This window comes from Microcystis protocystis FBCC-A270 (assembly GCF_050500235.1).
In the GTDB taxonomy this organism is placed as follows: domain Bacteria; phylum Cyanobacteriota; class Cyanobacteriia; order Cyanobacteriales; family Microcystaceae; genus Microcystis; species Microcystis ichthyoblabe_A.
Map to the genome: position 1 here is coordinate 2,514,065 of NZ_CP191407.1, position 19,306 is coordinate 2,533,370.

Annotated in this window: 16 protein-coding genes; 10 read left to right on the forward strand and 6 right to left on the reverse strand. The window is 43.5% G+C overall.

Annotated features, from left to right (window positions below; genetic code table 11):
* Window positions 1-56: 56 nt before the first annotated feature.
* The 4 genes from ACQY1X_RS12220 to ACQY1X_RS12235 form a co-directional block, all read right to left on the reverse strand.
* Complete coding sequence (locus tag ACQY1X_RS12220; RefSeq protein WP_430014730.1) at window positions 57-926, reverse strand: hypothetical protein; 870 nt, start codon at window positions 924-926, stop codon at window positions 57-59.
* Entirely contained in the window at window positions 923-1,909 is a 987-nt protein-coding gene (locus ACQY1X_RS12225) for an IS30-like element ISMae39 family transposase (RefSeq protein ID WP_430012831.1), read from the reverse strand. Before ACQY1X_RS12225 ends, ACQY1X_RS12220 begins: the two co-directional genes overlap by 4 nt.
* 230 nt (window positions 1,910-2,139) lie before the next feature.
* Window positions 2,140-3,039 (reverse strand): amino acid ABC transporter substrate-binding protein, encoded by a 900-nt coding sequence (locus tag ACQY1X_RS12230; RefSeq protein ID WP_002732878.1) that lies wholly within the window; start codon window positions 3,037-3,039, stop codon window positions 2,140-2,142.
* Between the two features lie 41 nt (window positions 3,040-3,080).
* Complete coding sequence (locus tag ACQY1X_RS12235; protein ID WP_002732891.1) at window positions 3,081-3,287, reverse strand: hypothetical protein; 207 nt, start codon at window positions 3,285-3,287, stop codon at window positions 3,081-3,083.
* Window positions 3,288-3,406: 119 nt separating this feature from the next.
* On the opposite strand from ACQY1X_RS12235, the gene ACQY1X_RS12240 reads away from it, so the two are divergent.
* From ACQY1X_RS12240 to ACQY1X_RS12260, 5 genes are all read left to right on the forward strand, one after another.
* Window positions 3,407-4,033 carry a TenA family protein gene (locus ACQY1X_RS12240; RefSeq protein WP_069475683.1) on the forward strand — a complete coding sequence of 209 codons (627 nt, stop codon included), beginning with the start codon at window positions 3,407-3,409 and terminating at the stop codon, window positions 4,031-4,033.
* Window positions 4,034-4,048: 15 nt separating this feature from the next.
* On the forward strand, window positions 4,049-4,456 hold the full coding sequence (locus ACQY1X_RS12245) for a DUF2605 domain-containing protein (RefSeq protein ID WP_002777118.1): 408 nt from the start codon (window positions 4,049-4,051) through the stop codon (window positions 4,454-4,456).
* A gap of 99 nt (window positions 4,457-4,555) precedes the next feature.
* Window positions 4,556-4,861, forward strand: coding sequence for a DUF2973 domain-containing protein (locus tag ACQY1X_RS12250; protein WP_002732775.1), 306 nt, complete (start codon window positions 4,556-4,558; stop codon window positions 4,859-4,861).
* A gap of 224 nt (window positions 4,862-5,085) precedes the next feature.
* On the forward strand, window positions 5,086-5,670 hold the full coding sequence (locus ACQY1X_RS12255) for a YqiA/YcfP family alpha/beta fold hydrolase (RefSeq protein WP_002733444.1): 585 nt from the start codon (window positions 5,086-5,088) through the stop codon (window positions 5,668-5,670).
* 272 nt (window positions 5,671-5,942) lie between these two features.
* Window positions 5,943-7,301 (forward strand): hypothetical protein, encoded by a 1,359-nt coding sequence (locus ACQY1X_RS12260; RefSeq protein WP_002733101.1) that lies wholly within the window; start codon window positions 5,943-5,945, stop codon window positions 7,299-7,301.
* A gap of 519 nt (window positions 7,302-7,820) precedes the next feature.
* Here the strand turns inward: ACQY1X_RS12260 and ACQY1X_RS12265 are convergent.
* Together ACQY1X_RS12265 and ACQY1X_RS12270 are read right to left on the reverse strand one after the other, a co-directional pair.
* The gene (locus ACQY1X_RS12265) at window positions 7,821-8,387 is read right to left on the reverse strand and encodes a hypothetical protein (protein ID WP_002777135.1); all 567 of its coding nucleotides are present in this window, start codon (window positions 8,385-8,387) and stop codon (window positions 7,821-7,823) included.
* A 460-nt stretch (window positions 8,388-8,847) separates the two neighbouring features.
* Window positions 8,848-10,326 (reverse strand): hypothetical protein, encoded by a 1,479-nt coding sequence (locus ACQY1X_RS12270; RefSeq protein WP_430012832.1) that lies wholly within the window; start codon window positions 10,324-10,326, stop codon window positions 8,848-8,850.
* Window positions 10,327-10,793: 467 nt separating this feature from the next.
* On the opposite strand from ACQY1X_RS12270, the gene psaA reads away from it, so the two are divergent.
* The 5 genes from psaA to ACQY1X_RS12295 all read left to right on the forward strand — a co-directional run bounded on the left by psaA (window position 10,794) and on the right by ACQY1X_RS12295 (window position 19,295).
* Window positions 10,794-13,043, forward strand: coding sequence for a photosystem I core protein PsaA (psaA, locus tag ACQY1X_RS12275; protein ID WP_396888879.1), 2,250 nt, complete (start codon window positions 10,794-10,796; stop codon window positions 13,041-13,043).
* A 178-nt stretch (window positions 13,044-13,221) separates the two neighbouring features.
* Window positions 13,222-15,435, forward strand: coding sequence for a photosystem I core protein PsaB (gene psaB, locus ACQY1X_RS12280; protein WP_002732591.1), 2,214 nt, complete (start codon window positions 13,222-13,224; stop codon window positions 15,433-15,435).
* A 54-nt stretch (window positions 15,436-15,489) separates the two neighbouring features.
* Entirely contained in the window at window positions 15,490-15,981 is a 492-nt protein-coding gene (locus ACQY1X_RS12285) for a DUF29 domain-containing protein (protein ID WP_272014886.1), read from the forward strand.
* Between the two features lie 93 nt (window positions 15,982-16,074).
* The gene (locus ACQY1X_RS12290) at window positions 16,075-18,504 is read left to right on the forward strand and encodes a dynamin family protein (protein ID WP_430014731.1); all 2,430 of its coding nucleotides are present in this window, start codon (window positions 16,075-16,077) and stop codon (window positions 18,502-18,504) included.
* On the forward strand, window positions 18,504-19,295 hold the full coding sequence (locus tag ACQY1X_RS12295) for a hypothetical protein (RefSeq protein ID WP_002733763.1): 792 nt from the start codon (window positions 18,504-18,506) through the stop codon (window positions 19,293-19,295). The genes ACQY1X_RS12290 and ACQY1X_RS12295 overlap by 1 nt, the downstream gene beginning before the upstream one ends.
* Window positions 19,296-19,306: the final 11 nt, after the last annotated feature.

Sequence of the window (19,306 nt, forward strand, 5' to 3'; positions counted from 1 at the left end):
CGCTTGTCCCTCGTAGGTGATAGTTATCGCATTACTGATCTGGAGTTACTCTGATTTTACCAATAAGGTAGTTGATATGTACGAGAAACAGGATCTACCTGCATTTGACAAAAGATTGCTACTTCTCCCTCCCAATTCATGTATCGAGAGCCAGGCGTTTCTAGAATTAACTCCGTATCTTTAGGATTGCGATAGAATTGGATATTAGGAGTTTCCTTGTCAAATTCATTTTGATAAAACAAAGATGGCAAATTACTTATTTTCTCTGCAATTGACTCTAGATCATATTGACAACTTGTATGTCGAATCGAACCTGGATACGGCAAGTCTATTGTCTCGACGTGATGTACGGTTTTTACGATAGCTTTCTTTAAATGACGACCGATTCGATATAAATTGGCAAAATGATAACGCAAATCACGGTTTAAAGAAATAGCCGATTTTCCATTCGGATGAATTTCGATATCGGGTCCGATATTGCCATTGGGATGAACTCCTTCCAAGAAATATCCTACGATACGAGCATCTCTGGGAAAAATTTGAATTTTTTTCCTGATCGGCTTTGTGACTATTCTGCGATCCCGTGAGTAAATTACGATAGAACGTAATTGACCGCCATTATGCTTGATTTTATTAACAATAGGGGACAATAAGTTTTTATAATCTTTAATATTATTTTCAAAGTCTTTTTTTGCAGGATTTTTAGCCTTATCTAGCCACTTATCATTATATTTGACTTGATTGGAACTATCATAAGGATGGAGAACCTTAAGAATACGGTAGCAATCATCAATATGAGCCATTAAAGCCTCTAGTAATTCTTTTTGTAAGATAGGCAGTTTCGCTAATGAATAATCGAGACGACCTTCAGCATCAAATAAAGCATGATTTATTCGCTCTATTTCATCTAAAATTGGCCAATTCAAGTCTGAATTGCATCACTGTCTGATCTACCTTTATAGAATACCTCATTCGGGGTACGATAGTCAAGACATTTTCGAGGACGATTGTTAATCAAGTTTACGGCTCTTTCCACCTCCTCTGGCTTAACGATTTTAAAATTCGTTCCCTTAGGGAAAAATTGTCTTAACAGTCCATTGGTATGCTCGTTTAATCCCCTCTCCCACGAATGATAAGGAGTAGCAAAATAAAAATCTGCTCCTAGTTTCTGACTCAACTCTTGATGTCCACAAAATTCTTTAACCTTGTCACAAGTAAAGGTTTTTCTTTTGTCAGGGTGAATCTCTTGAAAAAGTTTTTCTGTGACTCTATTGATTTCCGATGCGGTTTTGTTTTTGGCTAATCCTGCTACTAAAAATTTCGAGGCTTTATCTACATGAGTAACGAGAACTCCTAGATGATTGCCTCCAATCATTGTGTCACTTTCCCAATGACCGATTTCAGTTTTCTGGTCAGCAATTACTGGTCGCTCGCTGATATCTACACGCCCTGGAATCCCTCCACGCTTACTTTTTGCTCCGCCTCGACTCTTTCTTTGACAAAGCCCCCGGCGTAAATATTTCTGGTACTCTCCACATCCGTGATAGTTCTGATAGATCATTTGATAGATGGTTTCGTGACTGAGAGATTCTTGACTGGCTCTTTTCAGACGACCTGCTATTTGTTCGGGACTATGATAATCTTTCAATCCTTCTTTGACCAACTCTAAGGCTGACTCGCTGACATTTTTAAAGGGTTGTTTGGCATTTTTTCGCCTTGTCTCGCTTTCAGCTTGTGCTGTGTCAGGTAGATAGCAGCCAAGAGAACTTTGATTCCTTTTTAATTCCCGTGATATTGTGCTTTGATGACATCCGAGCCAGACGGCCATTTGCCGTTGAGATAAATTTCCCTCCTGACTAAGTTGGTAGAGCAAGTTTCTTTGTTCTATGTTAAGATGTTGGTGGCTCATTTTGGGTCTGATTTGTTTTTGTTAATGATCAGACAGTACCTGATGAGCCTTTCTTTGTCAACTCTTGAGGTTGATGCGTTTCATTTTTGAATTGGCGAAGACTGATCGGGTTCCAATTATTTTTATTAATAAATATTTTACACAATTCATACCAGGTAAGCAACAGAGCTACGCCACTACTACCGAATCATTACCGCCTTTTTCAATCTGTCCCTGAAAAGGTCTTAATTTTAGGGAAATACAGTTAAAGGAATCCATTCGTAGGTGTTGACAATGCCTTGAAAATAATCATTAATAGTTTCTCTGGAATAGGGAACAACACCATCTTCACCAAACCAACGTTCATAAATTGTCACCGCTTGTTGTTGGTCGCTAACGATCCCTTCCATGAATTTTAATAAGGTGTAATTCACTGTATCGCGCCATTTAGAATCATTTTCGGGTAAAGTACAGGCATAGGATTCGTAGGCGTAGGGATAGGAGGGAACTATGGCTAAATTATTAGGATTTTTAGCACTTTTCCTTAAACCTTCTAGGGTAATGCCATCACTGGCAAAACCATCAATTTCTCCCGCTTCTAGTTTTTGTAAACCCTCGCCACGATTTTTAACTTTGACCAAAATAGCGGCGGGTTGTTGGGTTTTAATTACCGATTCATTAGTAGTATTGGCAATCACTCCAATGCGTCTGCCTGCCAGGCTACCGATGTCATCGAGATTACTACCTTTGCGGGTGAGCAATTGAGTACCACCGGCAAAGTAACTAACGGAAAAATCCACTTCATTTTCTCTTTTCCAAGTAAAAGTAGTGGAGCCACATTCGATATCGATAACCCCTGTTTTCAACTTTTCAAAACGATTTTGGGGATTAATCTCAACAATTTTTAACTTAATTGGTTTTCCTAACTTCCGTTCGGTTTCCTTGCGAATTAACTCTAACATATCAAGGCTGTAACCCACCCACTTGCCCTGGGAGTTGACAAAACCAAAGGGAATAGCATCTTTACGAGCGCCGGCAATAATTACCCCAGTTTTTTGAATGCGATCGAAGATTGCTCCCGCAAGGCTAGAATGGTTACTGGTGACGGTTAAAGCTACTGTCATCGTCATGACGGCAAGTGTACGCTTCATTTTTTTCCCTAATCTGAAAGTGGCTCAAGTCTGGGACTGTTTTAGGAGACTGAGAGTTTCCCAGAGGAAGATTTTTTAGCGGCGATTGCTGGGGACAAAAAAAGAGGAGAGATGTTACTCTCTCCCCCTTTTAGTTTTTTCGACAACATTTTAAATTGTTTTTTCAGTTGTCGCTGTCGGGCCGAACCGCCCTTGCCTTTGTCGTTACGTCCCTGACGGCGGGGGGACTCCCATCGCTTAAGTCGCATAGTTTTTAATTCCAATTTAGTCAGTTATATTTTTTATTGTAACAGGTTTAACGTCAGTTTGGATTAAGGAATGCTGAACTCTAGTTAACCAACCTTGTCCACCTAATTAGTATTTTCCCATGCTTAGTCAGCAACTTTGGCACAGCCATCAAGATCTAGTACAAGCTTGTCTAGAACACCCTTTTGTGCGAGGTATCGCCACAGGAGAGCTTAAACGGGATTGTTTCGCTTTTTATGTCGGTCAGGATGCTTTTTTTCTGGAATCTTTCGCCCGTGCTTACAGTATCGCCGCCGCTAAAGCTCCCGATTGGCAGGGATTTACTAGCTTTCATCGGTTAGCGGCGGGGGTATTAAAGGAGTTAGAATTACATGAAAATTATGCTTTACAGTGGGGAGTTGACCTGAGAAAGGTTCAGCCCGCTAATGCCACCCGTCGCTATACGGATTTTCTTCTCGCTACCGCTTGGATGGGTGACATCGGTGCGATTGCTGTGGCGATGAGTCCCTGTATGCGTCTTTATGCTTATCTGGGTCAACAATTAGCCTTAGAACCAATTTCTGAGAATCCCTATCAAGCTTGGATTGATAGTTATAGTGGGGATGAATTTGAAGCTTTAGCAAGCCAGTTAGAGGAATTGGCGGATAAATACACCCTGATGACCGAAAATATCTCTTTATCCTATCGTTATGCCCTTAGTTGTGAACTGGATTTCTTTAGTGCCGCCTGCAGCTGGGGCAAATCTTAAAATTTTTCCGTCACAATGTTAAGAAATATAAATGACGCTAAGATTAAGGTAAGCAAAATCGTCATTATAAAAATAATGTTCCCTTCGCAACCCGCCGAAAACGAACTCCTGAAAACCATCTTGGAACCTCTACTAGAGGATTTCACCTATTGGTTTTCCCGTTCCCGTCTTCTCCTCGAATCCGAGAGATTATCCTTTCTCAGCCTCGAGGAACAAAACGATTTATTAGCAAGAGTCAAAAACGCCCAACAGGAGGTAGCCACGGCTCATTTACTCTTTAAAACCACAGGTGGTCAGGTGGGTATCGAGGCCAAGATGTTGTTGCCTTGGCACCAGCTGGTGGCAGAGTGTTGGGGGGTCAGCAGTCGTCGTCGTCGATTACAGGGTTGGGGAGAATATCAATCTCCTCAAACTGACGCTTAACCTGAAACTTTTTTGGTAAGCTAGAGAATTGAGCGAATTTTTAGCATAAAGTTTTGGCAATTAGGAATATTCACACATAATTCATGGGAGACTCGGCCAATGTTACATCTGCTCTATATCCTCGCCTTCACAGTTATCGCTTTTTTGACCATTAATAATTTAATTCGGAGTCTGATTACTGTCAGCATGGATTCCCAGAAACGTCCTGCTAAATCGGCTAATTCCTATAATCCCTACGGTTATCCCATGACTTCCCATCCAGAACTTTTGGACGAGGCCGGACAACCGATTAATGAACCTCTGTTAGTGATTCGTTCTCTCACTGTCGAAGATGCTCGTCAACAGTTAGATGCTATTTATAATTCTTCTCCCAGTGCTACCAAAGAGCAAGATGAAGAAATCTAATTGGGGTTGGCTGAATAAATCTAAAAATCTTGTTGGGTAAGACTTTGAGACCTTTTTGAAATCCAAAAGTGCTAGGCAAGAGAGTGATCAGGGGGAAAATTCAGGTGCTTTTTCCCCGAAAATTAGGTAATTGACCTCCTCAAAATCGGTAAAACCCTGCACCCCACACCCCACACCCTGCCCCCACCAGCAAACTTTTTCAGCAGACCCTAATTGGTTCTAGAATGGCAGTCCTTGAAAACAGATATATTTATCTACACGGTTTTGCTTCTGGCCCCCAATCAACAAAAGCGCAATTTTTGAGACATTGTTGGCAAAAGAGGGGTTTAGCAATGGAAATTCCCGATCTTAACGGTGATGACTTTTCTAGCTTAACTCTCACTCGTCAGATTGTTCAAGTCGGCCAATTGATTGAACAATCTCAGTTTCCCGTTACACTGATTGGTTCCAGTTTTGGCGGTTTAACGGCAGCTTGGCTGGCAGAAACTTATTTTCAGGTGCAAAGGCTCGTTTTATTAGCTCCCGCTTTTAATTTCGGGCCGATTTGGTTAGGACAATTGGGAGCAGAAACCCTAGCCAATTGGCAAAAATCTGGGAGTTTATCGGTTTATCACTACGGTTATCGCCGTTATCTGCCAATTGATTACAAGTTGATCGAGGATTTAGCCAATTATCCCCTAGAAAAGTTGATCAGGCAGCTGCCTACCCTGATTATTCCTGGTCGTGCCGATGAGGTGATTCCCCTAGAAAATAGTCGCCATTATTGCATGAATCGCCCTTGGCTGAAATTAAGCGCATTAGATAGTTAAAGATGCCCGCACTACTACATCTTATACCTAATTTAAATGCAGGACAGCTGACGACGGCTTTGTGCTAAAATGTTTTCAGGAGACTTGAAACGGACCTGGAGGAAGGCGTAAGACTACCGCTAAGGTAGCGGCATCCAGTGAAGCGTCAACAGACCTGAAGATCGTTCAATTAAGTTTGTTTGATCTGCCCGGAATCACCGTCCGATCAAGGCGGTGAGGATGCCAACGCAACCGTTCAATCCACATCACTATTACCACAGAAAAAAAATCAAATGCAACCCAGCGACAAAAGTGTTTTAACCCCTGAAGAACGGCTTCAAATTTCATTTTTACTCAAAGTAAGTGTTTTAACCCCTGAAGAACGGCTTAAACTTTCATCTTTACTCAAAGCAATGGAAAGCAAAGAACAGGCTCTCCGCAACCTTGACCCGATGGTGTTGGATCTTTCGATTCGCGAGCCTGCTGTAGGTTCCCCCATAGGCCATGTTCTTGAAAACAAACTCGCCCTTTTAAGCCTGGCGAGAAAATTCGGCTTTAAGGAGATTTTACTGGCAACTTTCAATGTGTCGATGCCAGAGATTGAGCAAGTTGACGATGCCTTCTGCAAATTACTCAACGAAAGGAAAGAAGACCTGACAGGTACTTTTGGATTCGCCTCGCCCGGGAAGTTTTCCGCTGACCAAAAGGTGTTTAATGCAGACATCAGCATGGAGAAGCTGAAAAAATATAAAATCCCTAACGCTATCTTTGATCTTGACATCACTAAGGCCTACGTCCGCGTAGAAGACCGCGACAATTACCTACGGGAACTTGCCGCCACCATTAAATGGACTCATGAAAATATACGCGGTGATAACGGAGGCGCTCCCCGCGTGTATATCAACTACCAGGATGGTGTAGATGCGTTTTTCGAGGATTGGGAATGGGTGGCAAGGGTTACGAAGTTTCTAGCGACTCAACCCATCGCCGCCATTCTCTACGAGGATGGAAAAGGAACGGCGCTACCTTTCCAGATCGCCACATTGACCGCCATGATCAAAGGACTTATGCCGCCCAATATCAAATTGCTAGTGCATATGCATGCGGGAAATGGTATGGAAAATGCGTCAATCATGGAAGCTTTGTTAAACGGAGCCGATGGCATTTGGGCTGGTTTCACACGCGAGGCAGCAACCAATGGTCATGCGCCAAGTTCCGAGCTGTTGGCGAATCTGCGCCGACTCGGCAACCAAATAGTGGAGAAAAAGTATGCTTTCAAGCAAATGGTTCCCATCGCCCACGAAATGACCAAAATCAACACTGGAGAACAGACCCAACCCGATGTTCCGATTATCGGCAGGAATGCCTACCGGACAATCCATACGTTTTTCATGCAAGACAAGAATCAAAAAATGGATTTGGCCCCAGAAGCCATAGGTGCCAAACCAGGCTGGCGCATCACAATGAGCAGCGACAATGCAGTATTGCGCAATCGTTTGAACGAAGTGCGGCCCGGCACGGAACTTGACGACGCGACTGCAAATCGTATGCGCGCCCTGTTGCGTAGCGATCTGATGGCAGGCAAGCGCATCGCCTATGACGAGCCGAACAACCTGATCGACCTATACGTTCGCGCTACAACCAAGCCTTAAAACTTAACGCGAGTCGAATTGGTCTGTGAATATCGAAAAATTTCCCTATCTGGATTCGGTCAGGGATTTCTGAAAATTCCAGAAGAGCATTAATATTATGGAAATGTCTAATAATAATGGTTCTTCGGTTTGTCTTATGCAATGTCTGTCTCTATAAGGAATGAAACCCTTATAGAGACAGACATTGCCGCAATTTTTGTCAATTGTTGGCGATCTGGACGAACTAATCAATTAAATCTCTTGCCAGATAAGGATTTAGTCGATTTATGCCCCCATATCGAACCATGCCAAGTCCCGAAGAGCCAGAATAATCCCCCTTTTATCTGAAAAAGAGGGATTTATAGCGGTTCTCGCATCTGGGCGGCACACTTAAACCTTTGCTGATTAAGCTGTTCAGGATCGGGAATGTACCTCTTGTGAATCAGAAACGCTATATTTAGTCCAAATTGGTTAGATTGTGAGGAAAGTTTTCACCCTTCTCAGTCTCAAGACAAGAGATTTTCTGCTGATGTCTTCCCACTACCAAAGTCCGCGGATAGGAGATACACTAGGCTCGGGAGCAGGTTGGGGAGCAACTTCAGTAAAGGTTCTGGTTTCCGGGGGTAAAGCGGGAAGTCCCCAAGCGGGTTGTTTTTCGTTGATTTCTCTTAAAAGTTGCGAGCGAGTGCTACTGACGGCGATTTCTGATTTTAGTTTCAAGCGGGAAACCCAATAGGGATGAGCTTTACCCACATAAACTAATTTGCCATCTACCACTTGCAAAATCACGTCATCACCACCCATGGCATCCCCAACAATACGAGTGGTGGTTCCGTCAGCAAAGTCGCCGTTGAAAATTTCTTTGCCATCCACTGTTACAAGTCTGATCAATTGGATGGACATAATGCCACCCACGGTTCCCCGGACGCGACCGAGTATATAGTCACCGGGGTTGAGTTGCGGCTCACCTCTGTAGGTGTCATGGCCGCGCAGTTGACTGATCAGGATTTCGTTATTTTGCGGTTCTGCTTGTACGGGTACAGCACCAACGGTAGTTAGGGCAACTAAACCGGCAAAACCAGCGACAAGGGAAATTTTGTTAAACACAATTACCTCAAGCAAAAAGTTAGTAAATTGTCTATAGACGTTTTAGATTATAACCTAGTTCCCAATTTTGTCTATATTGCGAAATATTAGTTTAATAATTTCTCGATCGAGCGGTTGGAGGTTTCAGTTATCAGTTATCAGATTGCAGTTTTAAGTAGACAGTGTTGGGTGAAAACTTCGGTGTCTTCTGGACATCAGGTGAAAAATGTTCACTATGTCACATAATGGGCGCAAGCAGTTCGATAAACTCACTGACCACCTTGCGCCCCTACAGCCGGCACGATGTTAATGGTAGGGACATAAGGCTTATGCCGTTTTTTCGATAAGATAAGCTTATCACTTTAACTCCAATATAACCAAACTTGGGAGCTTTCTTTTCACTGATTACTGATTACTGTTTACTGCTCACTGAAAAACCCCCACCCCCCCACTTCCCCTGAAAACTGGATTAAGCTAGGCTCTAAGACCGCTCGACATTGCTGAATAATTCAGGATCGAGGGTGGGTAGTTCGATATCTTTTTCTGCTGGGGAAGAGGCCAACTGGAAGCGGTTTAAGGTTTGTTGAACGCGATCAAAAATGGTGATTTTTTGCTCGCTATTGTTCTGGGGTTCGGGAATAGGTTCCACTTCTAGCGGAGGCTGAATCCCAGGGGCCGGTTCGTTAATCTCCTTTGTCTCTGGTATGGTGGTTAGGGGAGATTCGATCGCTTCAGGGGTTTCCTCTAGCTTTTCGACTGTTTCTGTCTCTACTGGTTTTTCTTCCACGATTGGGCTTTCTGGCTCAATAACAGGGTTTTCCTCAACTATGGGGCTTTCTGGCTCAATAACAGGGTTTTCCTCAACTATGGGGCTTTCTGGCTCAATAACAGGGGTTTCCTCAACTACAGGGTTTTCTTCCTCAACTATAGAGGTTTCTGGTTCGATAACAGGGGTTTCTTCCTCTGGACTGGGAATAGTTTGATAGTTGGGATCAACGATGCTACGGGCAATTGTAGGGGATAAATCGCCGCGGACTAATTGACTGAGGCCGTCTTGGTAAGAGGGATCAAAGCTAATCACGCGCACGCTGGTATTAAACTCGTTTTCGACTTTATTTCCCTGACCATCGATGAATTCTAGTTGTACCCAGTTATTGCCCTTGGCAAAACCCTTGAGATAAATCGGTTCCCAAGTATCAAGCAGAAAACTGTCACCGTTGACAGTGACACGAATGCGCCAATCTTGAAGATTATTATCCCCGTTGGCAGTATTGGACAGACGTAGAGGAGCATTACTCAGATAAAAATCGAGCAGGATCGGTTCCGCACCGTAGATTCCTTGCGGACTACTGTAGGTTAACAGGGGTAAGTTATGATCAGGGGCATTTTTGCCTGTTTTTGTCAGAATATGAAAGGTTGTTTCAGCAAATGCCCCATCATTTTTAAAACTTTCCTGCCAAGGACGCAGGGCCAAGACGCGCAGGGTATGAGTACCTGGGGCAAGATTTTCTAGGATAATCGGTTGCTTGAGGTCGTAAATAGCTGCTGCTGGTTCATTATCGACAATTAGACTCAAGTGGGGTCCTAATTTCAGGGTATCGTCTTGGAAAATTGGCAGATCTGACACTTGTAGTTTAACTATCACCTGGGTGTCATCGAAAACCTGTTCGGCCAGAGGGCTGAGAATCGTTACTTGGGGGGCGTAACGCTCTAAACTGGGGCGCAGTTCCTGAATTAGGGCCGGGGGAGCAACCTCAGAAATGCGGCCTTGGACGACGGGAAGATTAGAGGTTTCGGAAGTGGGGAGATTGGTGGCTGTCAAGCGATCGCCACAGGCGTTTAACAGAGTGGTCAGTAAACCGATCACAAGACATATATGAAGGGTTTTGACTGGGATTAATTTATGTAGTAGGGATAGCACGTTCCTCCTAGAGCCAAGGCCAAAATCTATACAAACCATTGATTTTTGCTAGAGTCATTGAATGCTCTGGTGTCAGCAAAAGCGCGAGAAGATGAGGTCATGGCCTCAATTTTACAGAATTGTTTGATTGTTTTTTGAGAATCTATCTATTGAATTTTCTATATGGTCTGGTGAGGGAGAAAAAGGTGAAATCGGCTTCTGGGGCGACAATTAATAAACTTTTGTAAAGAAAAATTACCGGTCTGACCCTGACTAAGACCGTCCATAGCAGAAAATGTCTCTCCTATCAAGGATTGAGAGAATTTTAATTATTGTTAAGCACAACGAACAGAGGAGAGAACAAAGACTTATCATCTACTATTGATGCTTTCGACTGAAATCTCACCCAAGAGGAAAGTCAAGCGACATTAACAAAAGGTGGGTCAGATTTCAACTTGCCTTTTTTAGGTTAAAAAATCTATCCTCAAATAAAACGCTAAGTCTATTGTCGAGAGAGGAGAATCCTCATGGCACTCCCCCCCAAAGAGGCGGTAGCTAAAGTGATTGTAGATAAAGACCCAGTACCTACTTCCTTTGAGAAGTGGGGTCAACCGGGGCATTTTGATCGCACTTTAGCCAAAGGACCCAAAACCACTACCTGGATTTGGAACCTACACGCCAACGTCCACGATTTTGATAGTCAAACCAGCGATCTAGAAGATATTTCTCGGAAAATCTTCAGCGCCCACTTCGGACATCTCGCCGTTGTCTTCGTTTGGCTAAGTGGAATGTACTTCCACGGCGCGAAATTTTCTAACTATGAAGCTTGGTTAACCAACCCGCTCGCCATCAAACCCAGCGCCCAAGTGGTCTGGCCGATCGTCGGTCAAGGCATCCTCAACGGCGATGTGGGCGGCGGTTTCCACGGGATTCAGATCACCTCTGGTCTGTTCTACCTCTGGCGGGCTTCTGGGTTCACCAACAGCTATCAGCTATACTGCACCGCTATCGGTGGTTTAGTGATGGCGGGCCTGATGCTGTTTGCTGGTTGGTTCCATTACCACAAAAGCGCACCGAAACTGGAATGGTTCCAAAACGTGGAATCGATGATGAACCACCACTTGGCGGGTTTACTCGGCTTAGGTTCCCTAGGTTGGGCCGGTCATCAGATTCACGTTTCTTTACCGGTGAACAAACTCCTCGATGCGGGAGTAGCTCCCCAAGATATCCCCTTGCCCCACGAGTTCATCCTCGAACCGAGCAAGATGGCGGAGTTATATCCCAGTTTCGCCCAGGGTTTGACCCCCTTCTTTACCCTTAACTGGGGTGCTTACTCGGATTTCCTCACCTTCAAAGGTGGCTTGAACCCCGTGACCGGTGGTCTCTGGCTTTCCGATACCGCTCACCATCACTTGGCGATCGCTGTATTATTTATCATTGCTGGTCATATGTACCGTACCAACTGGGGTATCGGTCACAGCATGAAGGAAATCCTTGAAAACCACAAAGGTCCCTTCACCGGTCAAGGTCACAAAGGACTGTACGAAATCCTGACCACCTCTTGGCACGCCCAGTTAGCGATTAACCTTGCTCTCTTAGGTTCGCTAACCATCATCGTGGCCCACCATATGTACGCCATGCCGCCCTATCCCTATCAGGCGACGGACTACGCCACCCAACTATCCTTGTTCACTCACCACACTTGGATCGGTGGCTTCTTAATCGTCGGTGCGGGAGCGCACGGAGCGATCTTCATGGTGCGCGACTACGATCCAGCCAAAAACGTGGATAACCTGCTCGATCGGGTGATCCGTCATCGCGACGCAATTATCTCCCACCTGAACTGGGTATGTATTTTCCTCGGCTTCCATAGCTTCGGTTTATACATTCACAACGACACCATGCGGGCTTTTGGTCGTCCCCAAGATATGTTCTCGGATACGGGAATTCAACTACAACCCATCTTTGCCCAATGGGTACAAAGTCTCCACACCCTAGCCCCCGGCAACACCGCTCCTAACGCTCTCACTACCGCTAGTTATGCTTTCGGTGGCGACGTGGTAGCAGTGGGTGGCAAAGTGGCCATGATGCCGATCACTCTCGGTACTGCCGATTTCCTCGTGCATCACATCCACGCCTTCACCATCCATGTCACCGTGTTGATTCTCCTCAAAGGGGTTCTCTACGCTCGCGGTTCCCGTCTGATTCCCGATAAAGCGAATCTCGGTTTCCGTTTCCCCTGCGATGGTCCCGGTCGCGGCGGTACCTGCCAAGTTTCCGGTTGGGATCACGTCTTCCTCGGCCTGTTCTGGATGTACAACTCCATCTCGGTCGTAATCTTCCACTTTAGCTGGAAAATGCAGTCCGATGTCTGGGGAACCGTCGCCCCCGATGGCACTGTCACCCACGTTACCCTCGGTAACTTCGCCCAAAGTGCCATCACCATCAACGGTTGGTTACGCGATTTCCTCTGGGCGCAAGCGGCGCAAGTCATTAATTCCTATGGCTCTGCTCTGTCTGCCTACGGAATCATGTTCTTAGCCGGTCACTTCGTCTTCGCGTTTAGCTTGATGTTCCTGTTCAGTGGTCGCGGCTACTGGCAAGAATTAATCGAGTCGATCGTCTGGGCGCACAACAAGTTAAGAGTTGCCCCCGCTATCCAACCTCGCGCCCTGAGCATCATTCAAGGTCGTGCCGTTGGTGTGGCTCACTACCTCTTAGGCGGTATTGTCACCACTTGGGCATTCTTCTTGGCCAGAAGTCTCTCGATTGGCTAAACTTGCCTATAAGGACTTGCCAGTCCCCCGGGGATTGGCAAGACTAGGCAGAACCAGCGTCGATTGACCGATACCTCTGTAAGCGTTTCCTATTACAGTAGGTGAATTGAAAAAAGGAAATAACCAGCACTCGTGTAAGAGCCTCAGTTATTTAGAGAGGAGAATTTCCTAAACAGCTATGGCAACTAAATTCCCTAAATTTAGCCAAGATCTAGCCCAAGATCCGACTACCCGTCGGATTTGGTACGGGATCGCCACAGCCCACGATTTTGAAAGTCATGATGGCATGACGGAAGAGAATCTCTACCAAAAGATTTTCGCGTCGCACTTCGGCCACATTGCAATCATTTTCCTGTGGACTTCCGGTACCATATTCCACGTCGCTTGGCAAGGTAACTTCGAGCAGTGGATCAAAGATCCCTTAAACATCCGTCCCATCGCCCACGCGATTTGGGATCCCCAGTTCGGTAAAGGCGCTGTAGATGCCTTCACCCAAGCTGGCGCTTCTAACCCTGTTAACATCGCCTATTCCGGGGTTTACCACTGGTTCTACACCATCGGTATGACCTCCAACCAAGACCTATACCAAGGTGCGGTGTTCCTGCTGATTCTCTCGGCGATTTTCCTCTTTGCTGGCTGGTTACACTTACAACCTAAGTTCCGTCCTAGCCTCGCTTGGTTCAAAAACGCTGAATCTCGCCTGAACCACCACCTCGCCGCTCTGTTCGGTGTTAGCTCTCTGGCTTGGACCGGACACCTCGTTCACGTTGCTATCCCCGAATCCCGCGGTCAGCACGTTGGTTGGGACAACTTCCTCTCCACTCCCCCCCACCCGGCGGGTTTACTACCCTTCTTCACCGGTGACTGGAGTGTGTATGCGGAAAACCCTGATACTGCTAACCACATTTTCGGTACTGCCCAAGGCGCGGGAACTGCGATCCTCACCTTCTTAGGTGGTTTCCATCCCCAAACCGAGTCCCTCTGGTTAACCGATATGGCTCACCACCACTTGGCGATCGCTGTGATCTTCATTGTGGCTGGTCATATGTACCGCACCAACTGGGGCATTGGTCACAGCATCAAGGACATCCTCAATGCACACAGACCCCCCAGTGGTAAGTTAGGAGCCGGTCACAAAAATCTTTATGACACGGTTAACAACTCTCTCCACTTCCAACTCGGTTTGGCTCTCGCTTCTTTAGGCGTGATCACCTCTCTGGTGGCGCAGCATATGTACGCGCTACCCCCTTATGCCTTTATCGCTAAGGACTACACCACCCAAGCGGCTCTTTATACGCACCACCAATACATCGCTGGTTTCCTAGCGGTGGGTGCTTTCGCTCACGGTGCTATCTTCTTCGTGCGTGACTATGATCCCGAAGCGAACAAAGATAACGTGCTGGCGCGGATGCTGGAGCATAAAGAAGCGATCATCTCTCACCTAAGCTGGGTTTCCCTTTTCTTAGGTTTCCACACCCTCGGCCTCTACGTTCATAACGATGTGGTCGTCGCTTTCGGTACTCCCGAAAAACAAATCCTGATCGAACCTGTGTTCGCTCAATTCGTGCAAGCAGCTTCGGGTAAAACCCTGTACGGCATGAACGTACTGTTGTCTAACCCCGATAGTATCGCTTACACCGCCTATCCCAACTACGGTGATGTTTGGTTACCCGGTTGGCTAGACGCGATCAATAGCGGCACTAACTCCTTATTCTTAACCATCGGTCCTGGCGACTTCCTCGTTCACCATGCGATCGCTCTTGGTTTACACACCACCGTTCTAATCCTGGTTAAAGGTGCTTTAGACGCTCGTGGTTCCAAATTAATGCCCGATAAAAAAGACTTCGGGTATTCCTTCCCTTGCGACGGTCCCGGCCGTGGCGGTACTTGCGACATCTCTGCTTGGGATTCCTTCTACCTAGCCATGTTCTGGATGTTGAACACCTTGGGTTGGTTAACCTTCTACTGGCACTGGAAACACCTCGGTGTCTGGTCGGGTAACGTGGCTCAGTTTAACGAAAACTCCACCTACCTGATGGGCTGGTTCCGCGATTACCTCTGGGCTAACTCGGCTCAGTTAATCAACGGTTACAACCCCTACGGTGTTAATAACCTTTCTGTCTGGGCCTGGATGTTCCTCTTTGGACACCTCGTTTGGGCAACCGGTTTCATGTTCCTGATCTCTTGGCGTGGTTACTGGCAAGAATTGATCGAAACTATCGTTTGGGCCCACGAACGCACTCCTCTGGCGAACCTCGTTCGTTGGAAAGACAAACCCGTGGCTCTCTCGATCGTTCAGGCTCGTTTGGTTGGTTTAGCTCACTTCACCGTTGGCTATATCTTCACCTACGCCGCCTTCTTGATCGCTTCCACTGCTGGCAAGTTCGGCTAAACCTTGAATTAGGTGACTAAAAAACCCCCCGCCCATTGGTGGGGGGTTTTGTTTATGATTGATCATAAAAGCGCGGCTCAATCTCAAAAATCTATGCAGTGGGAAGAATTAAAACAGCTTTATGATCAGGACTTTGTTTTGTGGATTGAGCGAACCACCGAACAAATTCGACGCGGGGAGATGAAAAATTTAGATTGGGAACATCTTTTAACGGAGATAGAAGATTTGGGGCGAGAACAAAGAAACCAAGTGGAAAGCTATCTAATTCAAACCGTTAAACATTTATTGATTTATCAGTATTGGCTGACGGAAAAAGGTAATTGTGGCTGGGGATGGGCCGATGAAATCGATAATTTCCGTCTAGAACTAGAAATTTTATTCCAGTCAAAAACCCTCTACAATTATGGGGATTCTAGGCTAGATATAATTTATGATAAAGCCAAGCGATCGGTGATCAAAAAAACTGGTTTATCTGTTGATACGTTTCCGCAAGTTTGTCCTTATACCTTTGCAGAAATTATAGATTTTGATTTTTTACCAGTTTAGAATAGGAGAATTAAAGGCAAGAAAGAAAATTATCGTTATAATGAAGTTGTGGCTTATTCTTGAATCAGCTTATTCTGTCAGCGATAGAGTATTATGGGTCAAAAATCTTACGCAGTTTTCCAAGCAGTGGAAAATAAAGCTAACCTTCTAGCGGGTTATTGGGGTGACTTCAAAACGGAGATTATTCAGCATTTGCCTGAATCCTATCATGGTGAAATCCACGAACTTTCTAGTAATCTAGAGAAAGCTTTAGAAGTTTTAATCAATGAATTGCGCCATCCTACCCTGATTTTAGCGACGACTGGCACGACGAGCAGTGGGAAGAGTACCCTAGTTAATTTCCTCTGTGGTGCTGATATTGTGCCGATGGCACAGCGAGAAATGAGTGCAGGAACAGTTACCATTGAGTATAGCGAAGAAAAGACTTTAATTATTGAAAAAACACCGGGGGCGTTGTGGGAATGCGGGAAATGGGAAAAGATTAGCGACGAAGATATTTATAGTCGCTTAAAACAGTTAATGAAGGCTTATATTAAAGCCAGAAAAAAACAACCTGATTTAGCTTATCCTCGATCTATTATTTATTATCCTTTTAGACTGGTTAAAGATGAAAGTTTCTTAGAATTGCCTAAAGGGGTTAGAGTTAAATTATTAGATTTACCCGGGTTATCTTATGTAGGAGATGAGGGAAATATTGGGATTATCAAACAATGTCGTGAAGCTTTATGTTTAGTAACATATAACAGCGCAGAAACAGATCCTTATAAAGTTGATAATCTGTTATCAGAAGTTGTTGATCAAGTTAAAGATTTAGGCGGCTCTCCTGCACGAATGCTATTTATTTTAAATCGTATTGATATATTCAGATCAGATGATGATTGGCAAGAAAGTGAAAGTGAGTTTGTTGAAGAAACGACTGAAAACATTAAGGAAAAACTGATCGAGAATTTAAGAGAATATACAAAAGATATTGAAAATTTGAGAATTGTAAAACTGAGTACATGGCCAGCTTTATTGGCTTTACAAATTCAGGATAATAAGAAATTGCTTCAGGATCTGTTAGAGGAATTACCTAAAAGAGAGGAAAATTGGTCAGAGTATGATCAAACTAGACTTGAGAAAGTATTAAAACCCTATGAGCAAGCCATAGATAACTTTCAAGTTTTAATTAAGGAAATCATGAAGCGAGGAAACTTAAGTCTTGATGCTAAACAATGGACTATCTCTCAACAAGAACAAATTGCCAAAGAGTTATTCAAACAATCCTATGCAGAAGAATTTGAAAAGAAACTAAGCAAGCACATAGCAGAACATTTTCCTAAATTAGTTATTCCCCAAGCTATAGAAAAATTTAATGTAGCGGCGGGAAATAGTATTGCACAATGGGCAGTACAAACTACTACGGCAATTCTTAACAGTTCGGAAGAAAATTATCAGCAAGAATCTGAATTGTTATCACAAACAAAAGAAAATCTTGATTCTTTTCTCCAAGCTAGTGATGCCAAATTAAGACAGCCCCTAGCCGTTTTTGAAAAATTAGATATTGATACCAAAACAGCCGATAATTTAGTAGCTAGTTTAAGAGAGGCTATCAATGAACTTCAATTTACTCCCCCTTATGACCAAATTCAAGAGAAATTAGTTCCCTTAGTTGAGTGGAGAGAGGCACTAAAGACTGTTATTAGAAACGTCTTAGAAGCAGTAGTTAAATCTTTAGATAATGGCAGAGTTGATTTGGACAATATCAACTTTAAAAATGCCAATGTTAATCAGGTTAATATGCTAAAAAACAACTTGGATATCCTGATTCAATTGGGCTATACAGGTTCAGATGCAAGAAATGTTTTATTAATCACAGCAAAAAGGGATAAAGAGAAATTAAGTCTTCAAATAATTAAAAAAGAGTTAAATAATTTATCAATTAATCTAACTATCATATTATCGCAAATATTAAAGAGAGTGTCTGCTCAGGAGATTAACAGAATAGAGGAATCTGTAGCTGAATTGTTTAGATTTCATATTAAACATATAGAAAAGGGTGCTGAAGAAAAAGCACCAAATTTTGTTATAAAATTTCCACAATCTGAACTTAATACATTTACTAGAAAACTGGAATTTGACTTTAATTTGGAGTCTGATATTGAAATCAGTTCTGGTACTTACAGAAGTTTTAAACACTGGCTATGGATGAAAAAAAAGGAAAGCATGATTGCAGAAATTCCAAGCACTGAAACTCTTTTACAGAATTGGATTCATCAATTCCAGCAACAGGGCGAACCTGAAATGTTATGTTCAATGTTTGAATGGCTATTAGAACAGATTGATAATTTAAAAAAAAATGTAGATCATAAAACCCATGACATTTTTAATAGCTATTTAGCCAGCCTAGAAAAAGCTCAACAGGAAATAACTACTAACTACGAGGAAACACAAATTATATGGAAACCTATCCAAGAAAGAGCTAAATTTTTAGAACAAAGCCTTGCGGAATTAGAAAATTTTGAAAAAGAGGAGGTGAATTAGTGAATAATAAATATTTTTCGAGTATTTGTAAAGATGTTTTTGCAATTGTGTATCCAAAAATAAAATCTAAAAAAGGAGGTGTACTCTATCATGTTTTAAGTATTATTCTTGAAAGAGAAGAATCTCAGAGAGATGATCTATGTCGTTATTTTGGAATTAATCAATCCTCTTGTTTAGATGAAGATAAAAGGTTGTCTGGTGAATTTCTTAATGATGTAACAAAGCTCGTTTATGTAGAAAGGCTTAAATTCGGGGACTTTAATTCAACAAATCTTGCAACTGGCATAAGTGATATCTTAGATAACGTTGATCTAACAAAATCAAATCAATCAAAGGAAGAACGCCAAATGGAATTAATTATTACAGTAGCTTGTTTAATGGTAGGGGCATTTACTTGTTTTAAATATCTACAAAGGACTCGTTCTAAAAATGAAATTAGTCCGACAGCTTCTTTATGTCTAGCTGTTCCTGCATCAGAAGTTTATAATTTACATGAAGGGTATGATCTTAATAGAGATGATGTTGTAAGATTAATTGATTGTGCTACAGAATTTTTATGTGTGCCAGAGTATAAAAAAATATCTGTAGAGACTATACCGGAGGAAGGACGCTCTCCTGAAAGTCGATTAAAATTCTACGTTAGAATTAATCTCAAAAATGGAGGTAATATCATTGGTAAAGAAACTCAGTATGGAATGAAGCGAGAACTTCCACTTAATGTAACAGGAAAAGTTATACAGATAGGGTTTCTCAAAAATGTCTCTATTCTCAGAGAATTCAACCGTATTTAAGGAGTTAATTT

Excerpts from the sequence above, each read along its gene's own strand:
- ACQY1X_RS12235 (WP_002732891.1), bottom strand. The coding sequence starts at position 3,287 with ATGCGACTTAAGCGATGGGAGTCCCCCCGCCGTCAGGGACGTAACGAC.
- ACQY1X_RS12255 (WP_002733444.1), top strand. The coding sequence starts at position 5,086 with ATGGCAGTCCTTGAAAACAGATATATTTATCTACACGGTTTTGCTTCT.
- psaB (WP_002732591.1), top strand. The coding sequence starts at position 13,222 with ATGGCAACTAAATTCCCTAAATTTAGCCAAGATCTAGCCCAAGATCCG.
- ACQY1X_RS12240 (WP_069475683.1), top strand. The coding sequence starts at position 3,407 with ATGCTTAGTCAGCAACTTTGGCACAGCCATCAAGATCTAGTACAAGCT.
- ACQY1X_RS12270 (WP_430012832.1), bottom strand. The coding sequence starts at position 10,326 with ATGGTTTGTATAGATTTTGGCCTTGGCTCTAGGAGGAACGTGCTATCC.
- psaA (WP_396888879.1), top strand. The coding sequence starts at position 10,794 with ATGGCACTCCCCCCCAAAGAGGCGGTAGCTAAAGTGATTGTAGATAAA.
- ACQY1X_RS12230 (WP_002732878.1), bottom strand. The coding sequence starts at position 3,039 with ATGAAGCGTACACTTGCCGTCATGACGATGACAGTAGCTTTAACCGTC.
- ACQY1X_RS12245 (WP_002777118.1), top strand. The coding sequence starts at position 4,049 with ATGTTAAGAAATATAAATGACGCTAAGATTAAGGTAAGCAAAATCGTC.
- ACQY1X_RS12290 (WP_430014731.1), top strand. The coding sequence starts at position 16,075 with ATGGGTCAAAAATCTTACGCAGTTTTCCAAGCAGTGGAAAATAAAGCT.
- ACQY1X_RS12250 (WP_002732775.1), top strand. The coding sequence starts at position 4,556 with ATGTTACATCTGCTCTATATCCTCGCCTTCACAGTTATCGCTTTTTTG.
- ACQY1X_RS12225 (WP_430012831.1), bottom strand. The coding sequence starts at position 1,909 with ATGAGCCACCAACATCTTAACATAGAACAAAGAAACTTGCTCTACCAA.
- ACQY1X_RS12260 (WP_002733101.1), top strand. The coding sequence starts at position 5,943 with ATGCAACCCAGCGACAAAAGTGTTTTAACCCCTGAAGAACGGCTTCAA.
- ACQY1X_RS12285 (WP_272014886.1), top strand. The coding sequence starts at position 15,490 with ATGATTGATCATAAAAGCGCGGCTCAATCTCAAAAATCTATGCAGTGG.